20 protein-coding genes and 2 tRNA genes are annotated in these 24,277 nt (G+C 64.4%); 18 read left to right on the forward strand and 4 right to left on the reverse strand.

Going from position 1 to position 24,277, the window contains the following annotated elements; all coding sequences use genetic code 11:
* The first annotated feature begins 43 nt into the window (after window positions 1–43).
* Window positions 44–1,123 (forward strand): homoserine O-acetyltransferase MetX, encoded by a 1,080-nt coding sequence (gene metX, locus J5251_RS12530; protein WP_139006631.1) that lies wholly within the window; start codon window positions 44–46, stop codon window positions 1,121–1,123.
* A gap of 60 nt (window positions 1,124–1,183) precedes the next feature.
* Here metX and J5251_RS12535 read toward each other — a convergent pair whose 3' ends face one another.
* Together J5251_RS12535 and J5251_RS12540 are read right to left on the reverse strand one after the other, a co-directional pair.
* Complete coding sequence (locus tag J5251_RS12535; RefSeq protein WP_244250659.1) at window positions 1,184–2,479, reverse strand: winged helix DNA-binding domain-containing protein; 1,296 nt, start codon at window positions 2,477–2,479, stop codon at window positions 1,184–1,186.
* A gap of 13 nt (window positions 2,480–2,492) precedes the next feature.
* The gene (locus J5251_RS12540; RefSeq protein WP_139006619.1) at window positions 2,493–3,341 is read right to left on the reverse strand and encodes an SGNH/GDSL hydrolase family protein; all 849 of its coding nucleotides are present in this window, start codon (window positions 3,339–3,341) and stop codon (window positions 2,493–2,495) included.
* Window positions 3,342–3,422: 81 nt separating this feature from the next.
* On the opposite strand from J5251_RS12540, the gene J5251_RS12545 reads away from it, so the two are divergent.
* Window positions 3,423–4,073 carry an alpha/beta hydrolase gene (locus J5251_RS12545; RefSeq protein ID WP_139006620.1) on the forward strand — a complete coding sequence of 217 codons (651 nt, stop codon included), beginning with the start codon at window positions 3,423–3,425 and terminating at the stop codon, window positions 4,071–4,073.
* 130 nt (window positions 4,074–4,203) lie between these two features.
* Here J5251_RS12545 and J5251_RS12550 read toward each other — a convergent pair whose 3' ends face one another.
* Window positions 4,204–4,431 carry an RNA-binding S4 domain-containing protein gene (locus tag J5251_RS12550; protein WP_139006621.1) on the reverse strand — a complete coding sequence of 76 codons (228 nt, stop codon included), beginning with the start codon at window positions 4,429–4,431 and terminating at the stop codon, window positions 4,204–4,206.
* Window positions 4,432–4,533: 102 nt separating this feature from the next.
* On the opposite strand from J5251_RS12550, the gene J5251_RS12555 reads away from it, so the two are divergent.
* The 11 genes from J5251_RS12555 (at window position 4,534) to J5251_RS12605 (ending at window position 18,448) form a co-directional block, all read left to right on the forward strand.
* On the forward strand, window positions 4,534–5,541 hold the full coding sequence (locus J5251_RS12555) for a DMT family transporter (RefSeq protein WP_208574167.1): 1,008 nt from the start codon (window positions 4,534–4,536) through the stop codon (window positions 5,539–5,541).
* A complete protein-coding gene (locus tag J5251_RS12560; RefSeq protein WP_208574168.1) occupies window positions 5,538–6,749 on the forward strand; it encodes a hypothetical protein in 1,212 nt (403 codons plus the stop codon). The genes J5251_RS12555 and J5251_RS12560 overlap by 4 nt, the downstream gene beginning before the upstream one ends.
* Before the next feature lie 68 nt (window positions 6,750–6,817).
* Entirely contained in the window at window positions 6,818–7,030 is a 213-nt protein-coding gene (locus J5251_RS12565; protein WP_208574169.1) for a hypothetical protein, read from the forward strand.
* Between the two features lie 151 nt (window positions 7,031–7,181).
* Window positions 7,182–9,137 (forward strand): HNH endonuclease signature motif containing protein, encoded by a 1,956-nt coding sequence (locus tag J5251_RS12570; RefSeq protein ID WP_208574170.1) that lies wholly within the window; start codon window positions 7,182–7,184, stop codon window positions 9,135–9,137.
* A 357-nt stretch (window positions 9,138–9,494) separates the two neighbouring features.
* Window positions 9,495–10,883 (forward strand): glycine--tRNA ligase, encoded by a 1,389-nt coding sequence (locus J5251_RS12575; RefSeq protein WP_208574171.1) that lies wholly within the window; start codon window positions 9,495–9,497, stop codon window positions 10,881–10,883.
* Between the two features lie 76 nt (window positions 10,884–10,959).
* Window positions 10,960–11,871, forward strand: a complete 912-nt coding sequence (locus J5251_RS12580) for a GNAT family N-acetyltransferase (RefSeq protein WP_208574172.1) — start codon at window positions 10,960–10,962, stop codon at window positions 11,869–11,871.
* A gap of 82 nt (window positions 11,872–11,953) precedes the next feature.
* Window positions 11,954–13,399 carry a YibE/F family protein gene (locus tag J5251_RS12585; protein ID WP_244250660.1) on the forward strand — a complete coding sequence of 482 codons (1,446 nt, stop codon included), beginning with the start codon at window positions 11,954–11,956 and terminating at the stop codon, window positions 13,397–13,399.
* A 127-nt stretch (window positions 13,400–13,526) separates the two neighbouring features.
* A complete protein-coding gene (gene dusB / locus J5251_RS12590; protein WP_208574173.1) occupies window positions 13,527–14,708 on the forward strand; it encodes a tRNA dihydrouridine synthase DusB in 1,182 nt (393 codons plus the stop codon).
* Window positions 14,692–15,996 (forward strand): deoxyguanosinetriphosphate triphosphohydrolase, encoded by a 1,305-nt coding sequence (locus J5251_RS12595; protein ID WP_139005931.1) that lies wholly within the window; start codon window positions 14,692–14,694, stop codon window positions 15,994–15,996. Before dusB ends, J5251_RS12595 begins: the two co-directional genes overlap by 17 nt.
* A 161-nt stretch (window positions 15,997–16,157) precedes the next feature.
* The gene (gene dnaG, locus J5251_RS12600) at window positions 16,158–18,203 is read left to right on the forward strand and encodes a DNA primase (RefSeq protein ID WP_208574174.1); all 2,046 of its coding nucleotides are present in this window, start codon (window positions 16,158–16,160) and stop codon (window positions 18,201–18,203) included.
* A gap of 172 nt (window positions 18,204–18,375) precedes the next feature.
* A tRNA-Asn gene (locus J5251_RS12605) sits at window positions 18,376–18,448 on the forward strand.
* Between the two features lie 97 nt (window positions 18,449–18,545).
* On the opposite strand, the gene J5251_RS12610 is transcribed toward J5251_RS12605, so the two are convergent.
* On the reverse strand, window positions 18,546–19,967 hold the full coding sequence (locus J5251_RS12610; protein WP_208574175.1) for a GH1 family beta-glucosidase: 1,422 nt from the start codon (window positions 19,965–19,967) through the stop codon (window positions 18,546–18,548).
* 220 nt (window positions 19,968–20,187) lie between these two features.
* On the opposite strand from J5251_RS12610, the gene J5251_RS12615 reads away from it, so the two are divergent.
* The 5 genes from J5251_RS12615 (at window position 20,188) to J5251_RS12635 (ending at window position 24,188) form a co-directional block, all read left to right on the forward strand.
* Window positions 20,188–21,030: a phage holin family protein gene (locus tag J5251_RS12615; RefSeq protein WP_208574176.1), complete on the forward strand. Its 843-nt coding sequence runs from the start codon at window positions 20,188–20,190 to the stop codon at window positions 21,028–21,030.
* A 101-nt stretch (window positions 21,031–21,131) separates the two neighbouring features.
* Window positions 21,132–21,785, forward strand: a complete 654-nt coding sequence (locus tag J5251_RS12620) for a CDP-alcohol phosphatidyltransferase family protein (RefSeq protein ID WP_139005935.1) — start codon at window positions 21,132–21,134, stop codon at window positions 21,783–21,785.
* 57 nt (window positions 21,786–21,842) lie between these two features.
* Window positions 21,843–22,760, forward strand: a complete 918-nt coding sequence (locus tag J5251_RS12625) for a DMT family transporter (RefSeq protein WP_139005936.1) — start codon at window positions 21,843–21,845, stop codon at window positions 22,758–22,760.
* Between the two features lie 57 nt (window positions 22,761–22,817).
* Window positions 22,818–24,023, forward strand: coding sequence for a glycosyltransferase (locus tag J5251_RS12630; RefSeq protein ID WP_244250661.1), 1,206 nt, complete (start codon window positions 22,818–22,820; stop codon window positions 24,021–24,023).
* 91 nt (window positions 24,024–24,114) lie between these two features.
* Window positions 24,115–24,188: transfer RNA gene (locus J5251_RS12635), tRNA-Ile, on the forward strand.
* Window positions 24,189–24,277 lie beyond the last annotated feature (89 nt).

Consider the following 24,277-nt stretch of genomic DNA (forward strand, 5'->3'; position numbering starts at 1 on the left):
AACTCTGCAACCACAGGAACTGCTGGACACGGCGGCGGACGGCATGTTGCGTTACGCGTCCATCGGAGCCCTCGAGCTGGAAACGGGCGGTTTTCTGCCCGAGGTCGTTCTGGGCTACGAAACCTGGGGCACCCTCAACGAGGATGCCTCCAACGCCGTGCTCATTGCGCATGCCCTGACCGGCAGCACCCATGTGGCGCGCGGAGATACGGATGAGGCGGGCTGGTGGGATCCCCTGGTGGGGCCCGGCGCCACGATCGACACCAACGAGTACTTCGTGGTGGCGGCCAATATGGTCGGCGGCTGCTACGGCTCCACCGGCCCGTCCTCACCGGCGCCTGACGGCAAGCCCTGGGGTTCGCGTTTCCCGCTGGTGACCATCCGCGATTCGGTCCACGCCGAGGCGCGGCTGGCCGACCAGCTGGGGATCCAGCGCTGGCATGCAGTTCTGGGCGGCTCCATGGGCGGTGCACGCGCGCTGGAATGGGCCGCTACCTACCCGGAGCGGACCGCACGCTGTGCGGTGATTGCCTGCGGCGCGGCGAGCACCGCGGAACAGATCGCATTCGCGCAGGCGCAGGTGCTGGCCATCCGGCTGGACCCGAACTTCAACGGCGGCGACTATTACGAAGGGCCCGCGCCCGACGGCGGCCTCGGTATCGCGCGCAGGATCGCGCACATCAACTACCGGTCCGAGCCCGAATTCGAGTACCGCTTCGGCCGCACTGCCCAGGGGACCGAGCAGCCTTTCGGCAGCGCTAACCCGGCAGAGCGCGGGCGGTATGCCGTGGAAAGCTACCTGGACCACCAGGCCAGCAAACTGGCGGGCCGATTCGATGCCAACAGCTACGTCCTGATGACCGAAGCCCTGATGAGCCACGACGTCGCGCGCGGCCGCGGCTCGATCCAGCAGGCCTTGGCCGACGTGGAAACGGATTTCTTCATCGCGGCCGTAGACTCGGATCGGCTGTACTTCCCGGAGCAGTCGCGCCAGCTGGCCGAAGCGTTGCCCACGCCGCCCAAGGTGCACATGATCGAGGTGCCCACCGGCCACGACGGATTCCTGACGGACATCCACCAGCTGCACCATGAGCTGGTTGCCCAGTTCTTCCCGCGCAGCTGATCCGGCTACGTCCCGGGTTGCCGGATCGGGTAGTCGCGGAAGGTTTCCTGTACAGGCGATTCAACCGAGCAGGTCTACCGAGACAGCGCGGCCCAGGAAAGTTTCATACCGGGCGACGGCGGCATCCAGTGCGCGCTTCTGCGCCGGCGTCAGTGCCCGGTTCAGCAAGAAACTGACGACGGCGGACTCCGGCTTCAGTGTGTGCTGCCAGTTTCCGATCATTCGCCCGTCCAGCAGGGTCACGTGACTGGGATGCTTGCTGGCCACCGCGGCAGGAGCCGTCCCGCCCAGATAGTGCCTGGTCGGCGTGTAGCCCATAACGTATTCGTCGTAGCACTGGATCAAGTCGATCCGAGGGGCTGCCGGCGCAGTGCTAGGCGGTGCGAGGCCAGCATTTGAAGTAGTGGTGGAGGCTTCCATGGCAGCGAGTGCGGAGCCTGATGCCATGAGGAATTCGTAGCCATCGGCGCTCAACGACTGCAGCTGGGAACGGTCGCCCGCCCCTATGTCTTCTTGACTGTCCGCAGCGTGCACAGCCAGTCCACGCCGGACGTCCGTCTGAGTCAGGCCGGACCACAGGGCGCAGTCTTTGACCGTGGCCGGTCCGCGGCTGGAAAAGTAGCGCCGGGCCAGTTCGGCAAGTGCCTGGTCGCGGTCGAAGTCCGCTGCCAGGGCAGGCACCCGTTCGTCGAAAAGCGCGTAGGTCTGGCGGAGCGCGCCGCTGTCGCTGATCCGCGGGACGCCGCTGACAAGCACTTGGTCCATTTCCGCGTGGAAAACCATATGGCCCAGGCGCTGGCCACGCAGTGGCGCCCCATTGAGCCGCTCGCCGGTATCCTCCAGCAGACCCGCTCGTTCGAGTTCCGCCGCCAACTCGTCGCGGGTCAGATGCCGGCCACCGGCTACGGCCGCGCCGAGGACGCCGCTGCTGCGGCGGACGGTCTCTGCGTCGAGCCCCAGCTGCCGGTCACGAGTCTTATTGCCGCCCCTCAGCCTCGGTCCAGACAGAGTCATTAGCCAGCGCAGATCCTCCGCAAGGACAAAGTGCCAGGTCGGCCGGAGCACATGGGTCCGTAGTATTGTGCCTGCTGCAATGGCGGCATCCACTGCTGCCGCGTTGTCCCTGGCCTGTCCTGCGCACCGTTGCGCCAATGTCCACCGGGCATACGCATACTCCTGCGCCTGGACGGCGAGCAATGAGCGCAAGCAGGCCTCGGCGTCGTACGCTCCATCTCCCCACAGTTGCTGCGCGAGCAACCGGTGCCGGACAATCCCAGTTGCCAGGGCAGTCCCGTCCTGAAGCCCACCAGCACCGGAAATCTCCTGGCCGCCATGCGCGCTGCCCGCGGAATCCACGTTCAGCTAGCCTTTATCCGGCCGCGCCGGGCGGCATGCCGGGGCCAAACATCGGACCGGCTATCGGGCGTTTGGGGGAGATCCCGTCGCCCAGTGACTGGTGGCGAAGAGCCCGCAGGACCCAGGGGAACAGATGCTGGCGGGCCCAGACCAGATCCTCGGCGCGGGCGGTGCGCCAGTTCTTCGGCGGCAGCGGCTTCGGGACTTCGGGTTGCAGGCTGTGCTCCACGTTCAACGCGTCCAGCACCATGGCAGCAATGGTGTGGTGCCCCAGCGGCGAGAAATGCAGCCGGTCCGGTGCCCACATCCGCGGATCCTTCAGCTCCCGCAGTGCCCACATATCGGCGATGACCGCGTCATGACGGGTCGCCACGGTGCGCAGGTTTTCGTTATAGATCGCCGCCCTGCCGCGGACACTGCCGATCAGGGGCGTATCGCCGACATCCGGTGCGGTGAACAGGACAATGGTTGCCCCCGTTGCCGCCAGCGTTTCGATGGCAGCATCGATTTTCTCGGCTAAGGCGTCCGGATCCGAGCCGGGCCGGAGGACGTCGTTTCCGCCCGCGCAGAAACTGATCAGGTCCGGTGCGAGCTCAACGGCCGGGCCGACCTGTTCGTCGATGATTTGCTGCAGCAGCCGCCCGCGGATGGCGAGATTGGCGTAGGCGAAATCCGGGTGGTCACGTGCCAACTCCTCGGCTACGCGGTCGGCCCAGCCACGGTTACCGCCGGGGCTGTCCGGATCCGGGTCGCCGATCCCTTCCGTGAACGAGTCTCCGATGGCAACAAAGCGGCTCCAGGGATGACGGGCGCTTTCGAGCGATTGCGAAGCTGCCTCAGGCAAGTTACTCACAAAGTTCATCCTGCGCCAGCGGCTCTCCAATGGCAAAGACCTTCGGCACCCAAGTTGAAGCTTCAAGTATCAATGTGTCAGAATGGCAGCATGACCGAAACTACTTATAAGCCCGTCGTCGTCTGGTCCAAGCCTGAATCCGAGCGGGCCGGCACTCCCTTGCTGGTGCTCTTCCACGGCTACCTCTCTAACGAAGAGGACCTGATGGGCCTGGTTCCGGGGCTGCCCGAAGACTTCACCGTTGCAGCCGTCCGCGCCCCCGTCGCCCTGGGTCCGGGTTTTTCCTGGTTCCCGCTGATGCACGAGCCGGATTTCTCCGTGGATAAGGTCACCAAGGCCGCCGCTGACGTATGGTCCTGGCTGGACACCGTCAAGGACCAGCACAGCAGCGTTTCCGTCCTCGGATTCTCCATGGGCATGGCCGTTGCGACGTCCATCATGCGCCACCGCCCCGAGGAAATCGCCGCAGTCATTGGCCTCTCCGGCTTCGTGATCCCCGCGGACGGCGACCCGTTCTTCAACGACGAGGCGGTCAAGTCGCTCAAGCCCGCAGTGTTCTGGGGCCGCGACCAGGAGGACCAGGTCATCACGCCGGACAAGATCGAGTACAGCCACGCCTGGCTCAACGAGCACGTCGACCTGACCAAGGTGCTCTACGCCAACATCGGCCACGGCATCAACGCCCAGGAACTCGCCCACGTGAAGGAATTCCTGACCTACAAGGTGCTCAACGCGAAGTAAAAGCTCGCACCCAAACCCGTGCCGCCGCCGTCGTTATTTGGTTGTCAAGCTCCTGCGCTGCTGCCGAAGAACGACGGCGGCGCTTGGCTTAACCGCGACGCCGGCGGCCGGCATGCTGACGGCGCCCGGCCTACTCCTGAACGACGCGGACGGTCTCGCCGTTGACGGTGACCGTGTCCCCGGAGTGCAGCTGGCGGCCGCGGCGGGTCTCGATCTCCCCGTTGACCTGCACCAGGCCGTTCTCGACGTACTCCTTGGCCTCGATCCCGTCCTCGGCGAGGTTCGCCAGCTTGAGCAGCTGTCCCAGCCGGATCATGTCGTCGCGGATGGAAATGTCATTGATGTGATCAGAGGCCATAAGTACATTCTGCCTGACGCAGCGGCCATGGTGCTCGCCACATTGCGGTGGACCGGGTGCGTTGTGCCCGCCGCGGCGGTGCCCCTGACATAGGGTGAAACCGTGTCGCACGTTCCCAGAATGCCGCTTGCGCTTGGCCTGCCGCTGGCCGTGGTGACGGGTCTCTGCATGCCCGTTCAAGGCCGGATCAACGGGGCGCTAGGAGAAGTGCTTGACGACGGACTCGCGACCGCGGTCGTGAGCTTCGGCACCGGGCTGGTTCTGATTTTCCTGATCTGTTTGCTAGTGCCCAGCGGTCGGGCGGGAGTGCGGCGCATCGCACCGGCCATACGGCAGAAAAAGTTTCCCCGCTGGTACCTGCTGGCCGGTCTCAGCGGTGCCTTCCTGGTGGTGAGCCAGGGAATAACCATCTCGTTGATCGGCGTCGCCCTCTTCACCGTTGCGGCCGTGACCGGGCAGTCGCTGAGCGGCCTGCTGGTGGACCGGCTCGGCCTGGGTCCCGCTGGCAAGAAGCCGGTCACGATCATGCGGGTGCTCAGCGCACTGCTGACCGTAGCCGCGGTGGCTTGGGCCGTATCGCCGAAGTTTTCAGCCGGTTCCGAGGTCAGCGAATGGCTGATCCCGGTGCTGCTTCCTTTGGCAGCCGGATTCATGCAGAGTTTCCAGCAGGCCTTCAACGGCACGCAGACACAGCATTTCGGCTCCCCGCTGCCCGCCACCCTGGTCAACCTCACCGTCGGGATGGTGCTGCTGGTCGCCGCTTGGCTCGTGAAAGTGGCGGTCGCCGGCGTCGGAAATCCTTTGCCGGACGAATGGTGGTACTACCTTGGCGGCCCGATCGGCTGCCTCTTCCTCGCCCTCGCCGCAGTGCTGGTGCGCTCCCTGGGCGTCCTGCTGACCGGCCTGGGCATGATTGCCGGACAGGTGCTCGGCTCCCTGTTGCTGGATGTGGTGTTTCCCGCGCCCGGCACCATTATTACGACGGCGACGGTGCTGGGTACGCTGCTGACTCTCGTGGCGATGGTGCTCGCCACGCTGCCCTGGCCACGGACGGCGTTTAATCCGTTGCGCCGCAAAGCCCTCGTTGGAGCAGGAAAGGGGAACCGATGACGACGGCGGACGGCGGCTTTATGTCCCTGGGCCCCCATTTGGTGAACCTGCGGAACGGCCGGTTGACTGCCGGCGGCTTGGCCTCGACCACGGCCGAGGATGTGGACCGGATTTTCGAGGTCCACCTGCCCCGGTTCATCGCTGAGCATCCCGACAGCCCGGTGCCGTTAATGTTCTGGGCCCATGGCGGTCTGGTGCCCGAGCGGACCGGCCTCGCAGCCGCGGCGCATCACGTTCCTTGGTGGCTGGCCAACGGCGTCTACCCGGTCTATTTCGTCTGGGAGACAGGTCTGCTTCAAGCCCTCGGTACCAGGATCCGGCAAGGCATCGACCGGCTGCGGCCGGCCGTTCCCGTCGAAGAGGCCGCCGATCAGTTCGTCGAATGGATCGCCAGACATGCCGGTGGGCGATCAGTTTGGGCCGATCTTAAGGCAGCCGCCGCGCGGTCCGTTGACCGCGCCGATGGCCCAAGCCCAATTGCTCACGACCGCGATGGCGCCGCCGGCGACGCCGGTCCTGGCGCTGAAGCTGGCGATGGCCGTCCAGATGTCGTCGAAGTCGGCGATGCCGGTCCAGATGTCGTCGAAGTCGGCGTCGGCACCGATGAGGGCGGAGCGCGATATGTGGCGCGAAAGCTGGCTGAGTTCCTCCGGCAGAACCCTGGCACGGTCACGTTGCACGCCGTCGGTCATAGCGCCGGGGCCATCTTCCACTCGTATTTCCTGCGTGCGGCGTTCGAGGAAGGAGTGCCGGCATTTGAATCCATCATTTTCCTCGACCCGGCCATCCTGATCGAGGAGTTCAAACGGGACATCGTGTCCCGCATCGGCAACGGCGTCCAAACCCTGTCTACTTTCGCCCTGGGTAAACAGAGGGCGCTGGATGACGAGTGCAAGTTGCTGAACATCACCTTCTATAACAAGTCCCTCCTGTATCTGGTTCATCACGCGCTGGAAGACGAAGAGGACGCCCCGCTGCTTGGACTGCAGGAAAACGTGGAAGCGGATCCTGTGCTGCGTGAAATGTTCCGCGGGGCGGATCCTCGGATCCAGGCGATCTGGTCGCCGCAGTTGGACGGCCCTTTGGACAGCCGTTCCGATGCAAGGGAACACGCGGGCATCGACAGCGAAGCCGTGACCATGGAGAGTGTCGCCCGGCGCATTACCGGCCAGGAGAAGATCGAGGGCTTTCCCGGCATCCTGCCCTAATTCCACAGGTCGCCTCGACGGTGCTGTTTTGGGGTTTGGTTGTCGGTGGTAGGTGGTGGACTGGACTCATGGCAACGCAGAAGCTTTCGTCGCAGGTTGGTGGGTTACCCGCGGGCGGTGTGGATTTGGTGGTGTGGTCGGCGACGGTGTGGTCGGCGCCAATGTGCTTCCTGCCGGGCTCGGGAAAAACCGGTGCTGAAAAGAATTTTGAAGAAATTTCGCGGATGCGGGATCTTGGTGTTTTTGAACCTCCGAACTGTCATAACCGGATGATGGACTGAAGTCATGGCAACGGAAGAGCATTCGTCTCCGGGTTCCGGGATCCCTGCCCATGGGCATAGGCCCGCGGGGCGCGTGTCCGTGAGCCATGGCCTTCCGGTGCGGTGTTTGATGCCGGGCCGGCCCAGAACCCCCGGGGCACGGCAGGAGGCCGTGCGGAAGGCCCTGGCGGTTTTGGATGTCCAGTGCGCGCAGAGCCGGAAGCAGGGCATGGCGCAGGCGCGCGAATACATCGCGGCGGGCAAACCGCCCAAGCACGCCACGATGGCTGCCTATATGGAGGAGATCCGGGCAGCTGCCATGGGCCCGGTCCCGGAACCGCCCACGCTTGAATCCTGCGGTCCGGACCCGCTGGCCGGGCAGGACATTCCGCGCTGCGATGACGAGCCGCCGCTGTACGGCAGCCCGGAGCCTGATGACTTCGCCCCGTGGGAGCGTGAAGTGGAGTGGGACTGCCCGCCGCTGACGGGGCCGGTCCCGGCCTGCTGGGGCACCGCGGAGGAACTCGGCCATGTCCCCGCCGAACTGCTCACCGAAGGACATGAGGACTATTACGCCGAACGCCTGGCCCGGATCAGCGCCGGCGGCCCGGCCGACTGGTTTGGCCTCTTCGCGGCCACCGCCAACGCCGGCAGCAGGAACGCGACTGAGACCCCCACCGCCACCGGCACGGCCACCGCCTACGCCGGCAGCAGCAACGCTGTGAACACGGCCGGTGATTCCGGCGATACTCCCGCCGCAGGTGCCGCCGCCGGTGATGCCGCTGTGGTTGCCGCCGGGGTGCGGGGCTTCGCGGAACTGGATTACCGGTCGGCGGTGGAGCAGCTGGCCGCGGGCCGGCGGCTGGCGGCGTGGCTGGACGCGGGCCTGGTGCGTCTTACCCACCGGATCGGGCAAACCGCGGTGGAGGAACTGCCGCCGCGGGACCCGGGGGCGCCGCCGCCGGGCCGGGCCGAGCTGGAGGACCTGGCCGAGCAGTCCGTGGTGAAGGAACTGGCCTGCCTGTACCGGATCACCGAGAAACAGGCGCGCGACCGGTACGAAACCGCGCAGGATCTGTGCGAGCACTACCCGGGCACACTGGCCGCGCTCACTGCGGGGGACCTGGACCTGGAACGCGCGGGCGTGATCACCCGGCAGGGCGACACCCTGCCCGACGACGCGAAACCCGGGTTCGAAGAAGCCCTGCTCGTGGAGGCGACGGACAAAACTCCGGGCGAGCTGCGCTCCGCGGCGCGCAAGCAGCGCGAGTTGCTGAACCCGGAAACCATCAAGATGCGCCGTGAACGGCAGATCCGGTGCCGCGCCGTGCAGCTGGAACCGGCGGACGACGGGATGGCGTTCCTCGGCGCGTACCTGCCGGCAGAGGAAGCGCACGCCATCCACGACCGTCTCACCCGGGCTGCGCGCGGCCTGCAATGCTCCACGGAGACCCGCACGCTGGGGCAGCTGCGCGCTGACGTGTTCACGGACCTGCTCCTGCACGCCGGAATGCAGACCGGGCCCGCGGCCGGGATCCGGCCCGAAGTCGCGCTCACCGTGCCGGTATTTACCCTGATGGGCCTGGACGAGGAACCAGCCACCCTCGACGGATACGGGCCGATCCCCGCCGACGCCGCACGCACACTTTGCGAGGGCGCGGCGTCGTTCTACCGGATCCTGACCCACCCCGAAACCGGAACCATCCTCTCCTACGGCAAAACCGTGTACCGTCCGCCGGCGGACCTGGCCCGCGCGGTGCGCCACCGCGATACGACGTGCACCGGCCCGGGCTGCAATGTCCCGGCCAAGGACTGCGATCTGGACCACACCATCGATTACCACGCGAACGGCGGCCGCGGCCGCACCGATTACACCAACCTCGGCCCGCGCTGCCGCTCCGACCACCGGCTCAAGTCCCTCGCAGGCTGGAAGGTGACCCAGACCAGGCCCGGGGAATTCACCACCACGACGCCCGGGAACCAGACCTACACCACCAAACCCGGCGACACCGGCGCCGGACCACCCACTTTCACCGACCGCGTCCTGAACGCCCTGCCCAAGAGCTTCCGCCGGCGGCTCAAACTCAAAAAACCACCACCCGAAGCTGAAAAAGAACCACCATTCTGACCAATGGTGAAGCGGCGTGAGTGCGCTTCCACTGATGGTCCGGCCTGCATTGGTGGTCCAGGGGCCTCCAGAGGGATCAGCACCGATAATCCGCACCCTTGGTCAGCACCGGAGGATAGGTCCAGAAGCCTAAGACTTCGATTAGTAAAGCGGTTCTTCATCACAACGACGTCATGTCATGGGAACGGTGTCGGGGGAGTCGGCAGGACTTGGGTAGGCTAACCTTGTAGCTTCGCTATGCACCGACCTGTGCGCAAAGACCGTCCTGACTGCCTGCAAACGCAGGCTCATTCCGATCTGCGCCCGAACTGAGCCGGACCGCACCCAGCGGCCCTGTAGAGACTGGAGAACCACCTGATGGCAGCAGCCAAATCCAAGCTTGATCCGATCATTTCGCTGGCCAAGCGCCGCGGCTTCGTCTTCCAGGCCGGTGAGATCTACGGTGGATCCCGCTCGGCATGGGACTACGGGCCTCTCGGCGTCGAACTTAAAGAAAACATCAAGCGCCAGTGGTGGCAGTCCGTTGTCCGTGGCCGCGACGATGTTGTTGGCTTGGATTCCTCGGTCATCCTGCCCCGCCAGGTGTGGGAAGCATCCGGCCACGTGGACGTCTTCAGCGACCCGCTGGTTGAGTGCCTGAGTTGCCACAAGCGTTACCGCGCGGACCACCTTGAAGAAGAATTTGAAGAGAAGAAGGGCCGCGCGCCCGAAAATGGTTTGAAGGATATCGCCTGCGCCAACTGCGGCACGAAGGGTGAATGGACCGAACCTCAAGAATTCTCCGGTCTGCTCAAGACCTTCCTCGGCCCTGTTGCCAGCGAGGAGGGGCTGCACTACCTGCGCCCGGAAACCGCGCAGGGCATCTTCGTGAACTTCAACAATGTGCTCACTACTTCGCGGAAGAAGCCGCCGTTCGGCATCGGCCAGATCGGCAAGAGCTTCCGCAATGAGATCACTCCGGGTAACTTCATTTTCCGCACGCGTGAGTTCGAGCAGATGGAGATGGAGTTCTTCGTCGAGCCGGGCACGGATGAAGAATGGCATAAGTACTGGATCGAAAACCGTCTGCAGTGGTACGTGGACCTGGGTATCGACCCGGACAACTTGCGTCTGTTCGAGCACCCGCTGGACAAGCTGAGCCACTACTCCAAGGGCACCACGGATGTTGAATACCGCTTCGGCTTCCAGGGATCGGAGTGGGGCGAGCTCGAAGGCATTGCCAACCGAACGGACTTCGACCTGTCCACCCACACGAAGCACTCGGGTACTGACCTGAGCTACTTCAACCAGGCGACGAATGAGCGCTATACCCCGTACGTCATCGAACCGGCTGCCGGACTCACCCGTTCATTCATGGCGTTCCTTGTGGACGCGTTCGCGGAAGACGAGGCTCCCAACGCCAAGGGCGGCGTGGACAAGCGCACGGTACTCAAGCTGGATCCGCGGTTGGCTCCGATCAAGGCCGCCGTGCTGCCGTTGAGCCGTAACGAGGACCTGTCGCCGAAGGCCAAGGATCTCGGTGCCCAGCTGCGCCGCACCTGGAACATCGATTTCGACGACGCCGGCGCAATCGGCCGCCGCTACCGCCGCCAGGACGAAATCGGTACGCCGTTCTGCATCACGGTTGATTTCGACACGCTTGACGACCATGCGGTGACCATCCGTGAACGCGACTCGATGGCGCAGGAGCGGGTGAGCCTGGACAAGGTCGAAGGTTACTTGGCTGCACGGCTTATCGGCGCGTAACCGGCCCGTACCGAGCTTCACCCGGTAGGTGCCGGGAAACCGGCACCTACCTCAAGCAATTTCGCTAGGAGTAACCATGGCAGAGCTGAACTACCGTGAATGGCGCGACGGGGATGATCTGGCCCTGCTGGAAATCTGGGGCGACCCGGAAACCACGCAGGTTCAGCACTTCCGCGGGGTGCTGCGTCCGTCGTCGGATCAGCCGTGGTCCCGTTGCATAGTTGCTGAGGACCAAGGCATCGCCGTCGCCGCCGGCGTGGTCTATGAAACGAGCCTGCATCCGGAGCGGTTGTGGACTTACGTCGAAGTGGCGCGGGACCACCGCCGTGCCGGTTTGGCGAGCACCCTTCTGGGCATGTTGCGCAAGGAAGCCGAGCAATCGCCGTCGGGCGTTACGCGGTTGCGCGCGAAGGTGGAGCCGGAGAGCAGCGGTGCCGGCTTCGCGCAGGCCTCCGGGCTGACGCCAATCCAGACCTCGCGGGTGATCGTCGTGCAGCCAGGTGCGTTGCCGCTTCCGGACCTGACTGAAGCAGACGGTCCGCAGTTGGAAGAAGCAGCCACGGGATCTGTGGAATTGACGACGGCGGTGACGGACTTCTACAACTCCGTGCATGTTTGGGACCGGGCGGATATGACGCTCGGGCGCGCCCAGCAGATGCTGCTCAGCGACTCGACCGGTGCCTCCGGTGCCGTGGTGCTGCGCAGCGCGCCCCGGGATAAGGGCGGAACCATCAGTGCATTCGCCGTCAGCTACACGCAGGAGCGGACGGACGCTCCGGCAGACGTGCTGCTCGGCTACGACACGGCGCTGGAACCGGAGACGGCCCAGCAGGCTGTCCGCCAACTGCTTGCGATGCTGGTGCACCAGTACCCGGTGCAGTTGGAAGTGGATGAGTCTATGACGGCCGTGGTGGCAGTGCTGGAACCGCTGCTTGCCGCTGGCACGGCACAGCAACTCGGCCCGGTAACGTCCATCGTCAGCGACTGATCCTCCACCCGCTGCGCGGTCGCGCCACCACTGGAGCGCCGCGCTATCCAGCAGTATCCACCCTCACGCGCGAAGGATTTCCTTGGGCCACTCCCACTCCCATGCAACCGAGGATCAAGGGCCGCCGAGTGCCGAAACACTGGCTGCCCGGCGCAAGGCCAACCTCCTGCTCGCTGCCATCCTGCTGCCGATTACCGTTCTGACGCTGATCGGCATGATCGCGCTTTGGCCGTCAGGTGACCGTACCGGCGTCGCCGTCACTGATCCGTATGCCACTGCCCCAGGCGTGACTTTCGACGTCGGAACGGTGCAGCGGGTGGCGATCGAAACCTGCCCGTCCTCGGCTGCAGCCGTTGAGGCGGGGGCAGAAGCCCAGGAATGCATGGTCGCCTACACCCAGCCCGATGCGGGCGGATCGCCACTGCAAGTAGAAGTGACGCCGGAGATCGCCCAGTCCCGCGGGGTGGAAGCGGGGGACAAGATCCGCTACCTGAACCTGAGCGAGATCATGCCGGATCAACCGGGTACGTTCATCTTCGTGGACTTTGTCCGCAGCATTCCGATCGTGCTGCTTGCCGTGCTGTATGCCGTCGTCGTTGTTTCAGTGGCCCGTTGGCGCGGCTTCCGGGCAATGCTCGGGCTGGTCGGCGGGTTCATCGTGATGGCACAGTTCATCCTGCCCGGGCTGGTGGAGGGCAAGCCGCCGCTCTTGCTGGGGCTGATCGGCTCGATTGTGATCATGGTGGGCGTGTTGTATTTCGCGCATGGTTTCTCCGCCCGGACTTCCACCGCGCTGCTGGGCACGCTGTTCGGGCTCGGCATTACGGCGGTGATGTCGGCCTGGGCCACGGACGCTGCCTATCTGACCGGTGTGGGGGACGAGGACACTTATCAGCTGGTCAACATGGGCGGCCAGCTGTCGCTCTCTGGCATCATCATGTGCGGACTGATCATCTCCGGGCTCGGCGTGCTGAACGATGTGACTATCACGCAGTCCTCCGCCGTCTGGGAGATGTACGAGCTGGCGCCGGGGGCATCGGCGAAGCGGCTGTTCACCGGTGCCATGCGCGTGGGACGCGACCACATTGCCTCCACCGTCTACACCATCGCGTTTGCCTATGCCGGAGCCGCGCTCCCGGTGCTGATCCTGGTCTCTCTCTATGAGCGTCCGCTGTTCGACACGCTCACCAGCGGCGAGCTTGCGGAGGAAATCGTCCGCACCCTGGTCGGTTCCATCGGGCTGGTTCTGGCGATCCCGGTGACCACCTTGATCGCCGTGCTGGTGGTCAAGGCCACCGGCATCCGCAGTGCCGAGGAAGTCACCGTGGGAGTAGCCGGGGGAGAGGCCCTCGCGGTCGCAGGCATAGACCGTGGACAGGCGGCCGAGCGCGCCCATCTAACCAACGACGTCGACAGCTCACCTGGGCCTGGGCCGCACCCTCAGCACGGGCTGCCTACTCAGCCTGAGCTGCCCACTCAGCCCGAGCTGCCCACCCGGCGCGGGCGGCGCCGCGCGGAAGAGGGCTGAGAAGAGCGCCGGGGAGAGTGCGGCCTCTGCCTGCCAGTGGGCCGCCCATTTCATCACGTTTCCGCCGGCCTGGGGCACTATCCACAGTGGTTTCGGCAGATTTGCGTGGTTTTGAGAGAATAGGTAAGTGACTGTTACCGCTGTACCCACGTCGGACACCCGCTTGGAGCTGCCTCCGCTCAAGCTCGGGCCCCTGACCGTTGATGCTCCCGTGATCCTGGCGCCCATGGCCGGGATCACCAACAAGGCATTCCGCCGGCTCTGCCGCGAGTACGGCGGCGGACTTTACGTATCCGAAATGGTGACCTCCCGGGCGCTGGTCGAGCGCAGTCCGGAGTCGATGCGCATTATTTCGCACGACGAGGACGAGAAGGTCCGCTCCGTTCAGCTGTATGGCGTGGATCCCAAGACCGTCGGCGCCGCCGTACGCCTGCTGGTCGAGGAGGACCGCGCAGACCACATCGACCTCAATTTCGGCTGCCCGGTGCCTAAGGTCACCCGCAAGGGCGGCGGCTCGGCTCTGCCCTGGAAGCTGGACCTGTTCACCGGGATTGTGCAGACTGCGGTGAAGGAAGCGTCCAAGGGCAACATCCCGCTGACCATCAAAATGCGCAAGGGGATCGACGACGACCATCTGACGTACCTGGATGCCGGCCGGATCGCGCGCGACGCCGGGGTTGCCGCTGTCGCGCTCCATGGCCGGACCGCCTCCCAGTTCTACTCGGGCAAGGCGGACTGGTCCGCCATTGCCAACCTCCGCGAAGCGCTGCCTGACATTCCGGTGCTCGGCAACGGCGATATCTGGAGCGCCGAGGACGCCATCCGCATGGTTCGCGAAACCGGGGTGGACGGCATCGTCGTCGGGCGCGGTTGCCAGGGCCGGCCATGGCTATTCGGCGATTTGCAGGCCGCATTCGAGGGCAGCGACCGACGTTTCCGCCCCGGCCTGAAGGAGGTTGCTGAAAGCGTCTACCGCCACGCGCAGCTGCTGATCGAAACCTTCGGCGACGAGGGGAAGGCCCTGCGGGACATCCGCAAGCACATGGCCTGGTATTTCAAAGGCTATATGGTTGGCGGCGAATTGCGCGCCAAACTGGCCACCGTTCCCACGCTTGAGGTGCTGCGCGAGCTGCTGGACACGTTGGACATGAGCGCGCCCTATCCGGGTGTCGACGCCGAGGGGCCGCGCGGCCGGGCAGGCTCGCCCAAGCGCACCGCCTTGCCGGAGAAGTGGCTGGAATCGCGGCTGCTCAACGACGCTCAGCAGGCGGATATCTCTGCTGCCGAATTGGATGTTTCCGGTGGCTGAGAACACCGTCATTACTCCCGCGCCGCTGATGCCCGGCTATACGGAAACGGACCAGGAACGCTGGGTCGCCGAGCCCGCCAAGAGCACCTACCGTACCCATTTCGAGCGCGACCGTGCCCGCGTGCTGCATTCCTCGGCGCTGCGCCGGCTCGGGGCGAAAACCCAGGTGGTCTCCCCGGACACGGATGACTTTGTCCGCACCCGGCTGACGCACAGCCTGGAAGTCGCGCAGGTCGGCCGCGAGCTCGGCCGCACCTTGGGCTGCGACCCGGACGTGGTGGATGCCGCCTGCCTGGCGCATGACCTCGGGCACCCGCCCTTCGGACACAACGGGGAAACCGCGCTCAACGCCGCAGCCCACGCCATCGGCGGGTTCGAGGGCAACGCCCAGACGCTGCGCCTGCTGACCCGGCTGGAGCCGAAGGTGCTGCATGCAGACGGTTCCCCCGCGGGGCTGAACCTGACCCGCGCCAGCCTCGATGCGGCCTGCAAGTACCCGTGGTCGGTGGCGGACGCACCGGTCATCCACGGCAAGCGCACCAGCAAGTTCGGCGCGTACGAGGACGACCTGCCGGTCTTCAACTGGCTGCGGCAGGGTGCGCCCGAGCGGCGCTCCTGCATCGAGGCGCAGGTCATGGATCTGGCCGACGATATTTCCTACTCCGTGCACGACGTCGAGGACGCCATCGTGGCTGGGCGCGTGCAGCTGAAGTGGATGGAAAACCCGGACCACCGCAGCCGCGTCATCGGCTACACCCAGCAGTGGTACCTGCCGCACAGTGACCCGGCGGAGGTCGACGCCGCACTTTCGCGCCTGCAGGCCTCCGGCGTGTGGGTACCGGAAGCGGACGGCAGCCGCAGGGCGATGGCCGCGCTGAAGGACATGACCAGCCAGCTGATCGGCCGCTTCTGCTCCAGCGCGCTGGAAGCCACCCGCTCCATCTACGGCCCGGACTCGCTGACCAGATATGCTGCGGAACTGGTCGTTCCGCAGGAAACAGTCATGGAGATCGCCGTCATGAAGGGTCTGGCCACCACGTTCGTCATGACCACTGACCTTCGCCAGCCCATCTACGAGCGCCAGCAGGAAATCCTTACGGACCTGGTGCACGAACTTCACGCCACCGGCGCGCAGCATCTTGAGCAGCCCTTCGCCGCCGACTGGCATGCAGCTAACGACGACGGCGCCCGGCTTCGCGTGGTCATCGACCAGATTGCGTCGTTGACCGATGTATCGGCAATCGCCCTGCATGAACGCCTGATGGGCTCGCACCGGACCCTGCTCTGATACGCATCGAAAGGGCCGGACAGCTGCGCATGACCCCATCGCCGGGTGAACACGCCCTGCCCGGTGGACACCATCCCTGCACACCCGGGAGCGGTGTGGTGGCCGTGCACAGGCGGCAGCCGGGCGCCGGACGATTTGGAACGATTGCCTAAACTGGTTGCATGGCCGGACTGATAAAACGTGAAGACATCGATGAGGTCCGCCAGCGCACAGATATCAAGGAAATTGTTGACGGATACGTCACGCTTAAATCCGCTGGCATCGGTTCGTTCAAGGGCCTCTGCCCGTTCCACGACGAGCGCTCACCCTCGTTCCATGTCCGCCCGCAGGTAGGCAGCTACCACTGCTTCGGTTGCGGAGAGGGTGGCGACGTGATTTCCTTCGTCCAGAAGATGGACCACAGCACGTTCAGTGAGACCGTGGAGAAACTGGCCCACCGGATCAACTTCACACTCCGCTACGAAGACGGCGGAACCGGGCCGCGCCGCGAAGACGTCGGCAAGCGGCAGCGGCTGCTGGATGCCCATAAGATCGCGGCGGAGTTCTTCCGGGAGCAGTTGCTGACGCCGGGCGCTGCCACCGCCCGGCAGTTCCTGTCCGGACGCGGCTTCGACCAGGCGGCCGCAGACCACTTCGGCGTGGGGTACGCGCCGCAGGGCTGGGACTCGCTGCTCAAACACCTCACTGGCCGGGGCTTCAGCCAGGAGGAGCTGAAGCTGACCGGCATGTTTTCCGAGGGCAACAGGGGCATCTATGATCGTTTCCGCGGCCGCCTGATCTGGCCCATTCGGGACATCGCGGGGGATACCGTCGGCTTCGGTGCACGCAAACTCTTCGAGGACGACCAGGGACCGAAGTACCTGAACACTCCGGAAACCACCCTCTACAAGAAATCCCAGGTGTTGTACGGGATCGACCTTGCCAAGCGGGACATTGCCCGGAACCGTCAGCTTGTCGTCGTGGAAGGGTACACGGATGTCATGGCCTGCCACCTGGCGGGCATCGGTACCGCGGTTGCCACCTGCGGTACCGCCTTCGGCACGGACCACATCAAGATCGCCCGGCGGCTGCTTTCCGATGACGGCACGGGCGGTGAGGTGATCTTCACCTTCGACGGTGATGCCGCCGGCCAGAAAGCTGCCCTGCGGGCCTTCGACGAGGACCAACGGTTTATCGCCCAGACCTTTGTGGCGGTGGAACCCAATGGGGCCGATCCCTGCGACCTGAGGCTTAACAGGGGAGACGCGGCGGTCAGGGATCTGATCGGATCGCGGCGACCGCTGTTCGAATTCGCTATCAAGGCAACCTTGAAGAAGTTCGACCTGAACACGGTCGAAGGCCGCGTTCAGGCGCTGCGGGCGTCGGCACCGGTGGTGGCCCAGATCCGCGACTCCGCGATGCGGCCTGCTTACTCCCGTGAACTGGCGGGTTGGCTCGGTATGGAGGTGGACGAGGTGCTGCGTGCTGTCTCGGGCGCAGCCAAGCGCCTGCGGGAGCAGCAACAGGAACCCACCGACGGCGGCAACGGCCAGACAAGACCGGGCGCGGCGCAGCAGACCCAGCAGGGTGGATCGGGCCAGCCGGGGAAAGCGGGCCAGGACCGGTATCCGGGCCAGCGTGGACGCTCCGGGGAGTTTTCCCAGCGTCAGCCGCAAGGCCGGCAGTATCCGGCAGATCCCTACGAATCCAGCCAGCACGGTGCAGGTCCCGATAATCCTGTGCCGGCTCCGGCCTTCACCAGACCCGACCCCAGGGATCCGGTGGCGCGCATGGAGCGGGAAGCCCTCGAAGTCGCGCTCCAGCAGCCTGGTCTGCTGGACGCCGGACAATGGCAGAGCTTTACCGAAGTGAGGTTCCGCACTCCCGCCCACGCCCTGGTGCATGATGCGGTGCGGGCTGCCGGGTTTGCCGGGGCTACGCCGTCGCAATGGGTGGAAAGCGTCAGGCAGGAAGTTCCCGAGGAACTTCGCTCGCTCGTGTCCGAGCTGGCGGTCACGCCCCTGCCTGCGCACAACGATGATGCGCTGAAGTCCTACTGCAAGGGCATTCTGAACCGGCTGTTCGACCTGCAGATCACCCAGCTTAAAGCCGAAAAGATGGGCCAGCTCCAGCGGATGGACCCGTCGGCGGATCCGGAGCTGTTCCAGCAGCTGAACCGGGAATTGATGGAGCTCGAAATGCAGCGCCGGTCACTGCGCTCGGAATAGCAGGCGCCGATTTGGCATTTCCGGTCAGGTTTAAGTACACTCATTGAGGCCTTGATGGAGCCGCAAAGCTTCCGGAAATGGTGTTCTGAACCGACGTTTTTTACGTCAGAAACTGGAAAAGTTCAGGATTTCACTTCCGGGAAAAAGCCTTGTAAGGTTGTATCTGCTGCTTTCCCCCGTAGCTCAATTGGCAGAGCATTCGACTGTTAATCGAAGGGTTACTGGTTCGAGTCCAGTCGGGGGAGCGACCATAAAGAATCCCCGTCCTGACATCAGGACGGGGATTTTTATTGCCCGTTTCCAATGGCCGCCGGTTCGGCGGCTATCGGCCGACTGTTTCCCCTACATGCCCGCGCGCACGCTGTTGGTGCCGGCCACATTGGCAAACCAGGAGCCGCTGGCCTTGACCGTCCGCTCGAAGGTCGTGTAGTCCACCCGCACGAGGCCGAAACGCTTGTGATATCCCCAGGCCCACTCGAAGTTATCCATGAGTGACCAGCCGAAGTAGCCGCGTAGGTCTACTCCCGCGCCGATCGCCTTGTGGCACTGGAACAGATGCGCGCGAATGAATTCGAGCCGCTCCGGATCCTCCACGGAACCGTCGGGGCCGACTACATCGTCATAGGCTGCCCCGTTTTCCGTGATGTAGAGCGCAGTACCTGCTGGACCGCTGTAGTCCTCCTGCAACCGTGTCAGCAGACGGTACAGACCCTCCGGTTGCACCTCCCAGCCCATCGCCGTTGTCGGCAGCCCCCGCGGCACCACGGAAACCTGGTCGGCTGCCGGATAGGGTGGCGCAAGCTCACGTTCCACAGGCGCGGCATGTGCATTCCCGGCGTCCGCCCGGGGATGGCCGGTTACAGCTTCACCGTGGTAGTAGTTCACTCCCAGTGTGTCAATGGGCGCACTGATTGTGTTCATGTCACCGGGAAAGATGCGCTCTCCAAGTCCGTATTTGGCGACGTCCGCGAGGAAGTCTGCCGGATAGGCGCCGTGGAACACCGGGTCCAGGAAAGCACGATTGAACTGGCCGTCGATGCGCCGCGCTGCATCAAGATCTGCTGGATCGTTGGGGTCGACAGGATCGACCACCGTGAAGTTGAGTGTGAGACCAAGCTTGGCCTTGGGGGCCAACTGCCGTAACTCCGTTACGGCCAGGCCATGTCCGAGCAGCAAATGGTGCATGGCGGCGAGGGCATCCGGGCGGGACTGGCGCCCCGGTGCGTGCACGCCGGACCCATAGCCGAGGAACGCAGAGCACCACGGCTCGTTCAGCGTGGTCCACACATCCACACGGTCGCCGAGCACCTCGTGGACGGCCAGCGCGTACTCGGCGAAACGGTAGGCCGTATCCCGGTTGGCCCAACCGCCGTCGTCTTCTAGCGCCTGCGGCAGGTCCCAGTGATAGAGCGTCAGCCACGGCTTGATCTGCGCAGCGTGCAGTTCATCGACAAGGCGGGAGTAGAAGTCCAGCCCGGCAGTATTGGTTTTCCGTCCGTCGGGCTGGATGCGTGGCCAGGAGGTCGAGAACCGGTACGAACCCAAGTTCAGCGACCGCATCAGGGCGACATCCTCCCGGTAGCGGTGGTAGTGGTTGCAGGCTTCGTCTCCGGTGTGTCCGTCGACGACGGCGCCGGGCAGGCGGCAGAACGTGTCCCAGATCGAATCGCCACGGCCGTCTTCGCCGGCGGCGCCCTCCACCTGGTAGGCCGCCGTGGCGGCTCCCCATAGAAAGCCCCTTGGGAAATGCAACACTTCGCTCATATCCGGCTCCGACCTGTGCTGATGGTGTCAATGGCTGGCTGTCAGCATAGTGTTGGAAGTATCGGAGCGTAAGCGTTTACTGTCTCGGAAGCATTGCAATTGCCGAAGATCTTCGCGTTTGAATGTCGTCCTCGTGGCTGAGGGGTTGAATTCAGGCAGAATGATAATTTTAGACTGTGGACACTCGAGCACTACCAAACTAGCAATGGAGGCAGAGCCCATGACTCGCGTTGACAACACCAGGACCACTACTGCTGGAAGCAGATCCTCCCTGGTGTCACTGGTCAAAATGGCCGGGAGATTGGTGCCTCGCCAAATCAGCGATGAGCTTTCGCTGGCCGCCGCCGAGCTAAAGGGCAAAGGCGTCAAAGTCGGAGTGGCCGCAGCCCTTCTTGCCGTCGCTCTGGTGTTCGTTGCCTTCATGGTGATTGCCTTGCTCGTGGCCGGCATTATGGGACTCGGCGAAGTCATGGAACCCTGGCTGGCGGCTCTGCTCGTGGCCCTGCTGTTCCTGGTCCTGGCCGCCATCGTGGGCCTGATCGGTGCCCTGCGCCTGAAGAAGACCATGCCGCTGCTGCCCGAGCATGCCCTGCGGGGCATCAAGTACGACATAGGCGTACTGAAGGAGGGCCGCAGTTTTGATCCGGCCACGCTGGATCAGAAGCCGGCGAAACAGGAAAAGCCGGAGCAGGCTGAGGAAGACAAAACACCCAAGGAACCCGCTCCTTCCATCGAGGAACTGCGCAACCGCTCCGGAGAACGCCGCGAACACCTCGCGCGGATCCGCGATGGACTGGGCGAGAAGCTCGATCCCAAGCCGCAGAGCGAAAGGATCAAGGCCAATGCCAGCGAGGCCGCCGCCAAGGCCCGTGAAGCTGCCGAGACCCGCATGGCGGCGGTCAGGGGATCGGCTTCGGGCTCGCATGCCCGCACATCGGCTACGGGAACCGGTTCCGCGTCAGGTCTCCAGGATGACCTGCAGGACCGATGGAAGCCGCTGGCTGCACTGGCTGCGTCTCTGGCCGCGTTTTTCGTGTTGCTGCGCAAACTGCTGCGTCAGTAACCGACGGCCTGCGGTTGGACCGTACACCGCAGGCTGCATAACTGCACATCAGCACCCCGCCGTTGCCGGCGGGAGGCGCATCAGCGAAGAGGGGAGGGGCAATGAAGCTGATTGGTGCCGGTGCCCGGGACAACTACGAATACCGGGAACTGCAAACCTTCTGGACGGTACCGAACATCATCACTGTCCTTCGCTTCCTCGCCGTCCCGCTGTTTATCCGGTACATCATGCTGGAGGATTACGCAGCGGCCACCATCGTGCTGGTGATCCTCGGATCAACTGACTGGGTTGACGGCTATCTGGCCCGCCGCTTGAACCAGGTGTCCTCGGTAGGGAAATGGCTGGATCCGGTCGCGGACCGCCTTGCGTTGATCATCGTAGCCATCTCGTTCGTTGTCGCCGGCATCGCGCCCCTTTGGCTGCTGCTGGCCATCGTCATCCCGGACGGGATCCTGCTGGCGTTCTCGCTTGCTCTCTTCCACGGCAATCCGAACCTGCCGGTGACCAACATCGGCAAGATCCGGACCGCCCTGCTGCTGGTCGGAACTCCGCTGCTGCTACTGCATAAGGCCCTCCAACCCGGCGAGGACTGGCTGGCGGCAATCGCCTATGCAATCCTCATCCTCGGCTGCGTGGGACATCTGCTGGCGTGGTGGGGATACATGCGTGGAGTTTGGCGGAAACACCTTGCTGGACGGGCGCAGCATCCGGACAACCCTGCCGGCTCCGCTGTCGACGGGCACACGAATGGTTGACGGTCCGCCGGCAGGCGGGAAACCTAGTGCAACCAGGACATCGGCAGTCAGGACCGTATGGTCTGGCTAGCGATCCTCTGTGCGCTGGCAGGCGCATTCTTCCTGGCCCTCGGAACGCAGCGCCAGGCAAGTGCGGTGCAGGCGAACACCGGCGGGCTTTCGCTCAGTGCCAGCGGACTGCTGCGCCTGCTGCGGAATCCGCGCTGGGTTGTTGGGCTGCTGCTGCTGGGCGTTGGCATGGGCCTGAATGTCTTCGCACTGCTCAGCGCTCCGCTCACGGTCGTCCAGCCGATCGGTGCCATAGCCCTGGTCATCACAACTATCGTGAATTCGAAGGACCAGGGGATCCGGCTGAACCGGATGACCATCGTGGCGATCACCGCCTGCGTGACGGGCAGCGCCGGTTTCGTACTGCTGGCGGTCAATGTCACCGGCGAAAGCCACCGGGTCACGGCGGCGGAAGAGCTCTCGACGGTGCTGCTGCTCGCCGTCGTTGTTGCGGTTTTCCTCTCGCTGGAACTGATGTTCCGCCACCGGCTCAACGCCTTCGCATATATCGTGGGCGCCGGGATGCTCTTCGGGTTTGTCGCGGTCCTGGTACGCATCATCGGCTTGCACCTGTTCGATCCCAACGGGCGCTTCCTGGCCAACGTGCCGGTTTACAGCATCATCGCGATCATTGCCACTGCAGGCCTGGGAGCGTGGTTTGTCCAGAGCGCGTACTCCAGCGGACCGCCGGACCTGGTGATCGCCGGACTAACTGTCATCGACCCACTTGTGGGAATTGCCATCGGCATTTTCCTGCTGGGGGAGCTGAAACCCGACGTCGAACCCGTCATCGCGATTGCCATGATTGGCGCGGGTTTGGTTGCTATTGTGGGGGTCGTTGCCCTTTCAAGACATCATCCGGACGTACTGCAAAAACGAGAAGAAGCACGACGGCGGGCCCAGACCGCCGCAACCAGGAAGCCTTAGGTACGAACAGATCATATGAACAGCATCGCCACAACCGACCAGGGAGTTCTGCGCCAGGTGAGTGAGAACAAGGGACAGGGACCGAGGCCGCTCAAGATCCTGATCGCTGCCGACACCTATCTGCCGGACGTTAACGGAGCGGCTGTCTTCGGCTTGCGGCTGGCCCAGGCCATGTCCAAGCGAGGGCATGACGTGCATGTGATCGCGGCGCGCCCGGAGCGGGGAATTAGCTATGTGGAGAAGCGCCCTGAGGCGGCCGTGCACCGGCTTCGCTCGCATTCGGTACCCACGCATGAGTTATGGCGCATCTGCTTCCCCTGGGAGATCAAACGGGACATGAAGCGGATCTTCGACGAAGTCCAGCCGGACGTGGTCCACATCCAGTGCCACTACATGATCGGCCAGGCCACGATGGCTGAAGCGGTACGCCGCGGTATCCGGGCCATTGCTACGAACCATTTCATGCCCGAAAACCTCGAGCCGTTCCTCCCGTTCCCGCAGTGGTTCCTTGACATTGTTGCCAAGAACTCCTGGCGCGACATGGGCAAGATCATGGGCAAGGCAGCCGTAGTTACTACTCCCACGCCGTTGGCGGCGAAGGCCATGAAGGAGCACGCCTTCCTGCACAAAGTGCTTCCGCTCTCCAATGGCATTGACTCGGCCCATTACGAACTGGCGCCGGGCGAAGTCGTTGAGAAACCGGACCATCCAACGGTGCTTTTTGCCGGGCGCCTGGCCCAGGAGAAGCACGTGGACGTGCTGATTGAAGCGATCTCACTGACGGACCCTGATCTCAACGTCCATCTGGAAATCGTTGGCGAGGGCGAAGTGAGGCCCATGCTCGAGGCCAAAGTGGCCGAGCTCGGGTTGACCGGACGGGTGAAGTTCCTGGGCCACGTCGACGACGACGAACTGCGGCTGGCCTACCTTCGGGCGACCGTCTTCTGCCAGCCGGGGACGGCGGAGCTGCAGTCGTTGGTCTCGCTGGAGGCCATGTCCGCGAGCAAGCCGGTGGTCCTGGCCAATGCCATGGCCCTGCCGCACCTCGTTGATGACGGCGTTAATGGCTACCTCTTCACCCCGCGGGATCCGGTCGACCTGGCCGCCAAACTGGACCTGGTACTGAAGCAGTCACCGGAGGACATCCAGGCCATGGGCGAGGCCAGCCACGACAAGGCGGCCAAACACGCCATCGACAAGACCATGGACACCTTCGAGAAGCTCTACCGCGGCGGATCGGTGGACGACTTCTTGCCGAGCTGACGGCGGCGGGCGTCTCAAGGTGCGCGGGGCCGCGCGTAGCCATTAGGATAGCTACGTCGAAACTGCTCGCAAGCGATCGCGAGGCAGTTATGGGGCGGTAGCTCAGCAGGTCAGAGCAGAGGACTCATAATCCTTTGGTCCTGGGTTCAAGTCCCAGTCGCCCTACGGCAAGACCCCAGCGGTGCTGGACACAGAGGCTCCGGCCGGATCCGATTCGGGATCCAGCCGGGGCCTTTGCCGTGCCCGGCGTTATC

The sequence above is a fragment of the Arthrobacter crystallopoietes genome, from assembly GCF_017603825.1.
GTDB classification, from domain to species: Bacteria; Actinomycetota; Actinomycetes; order Actinomycetales; family Micrococcaceae; genus Crystallibacter; species Crystallibacter crystallopoietes_B.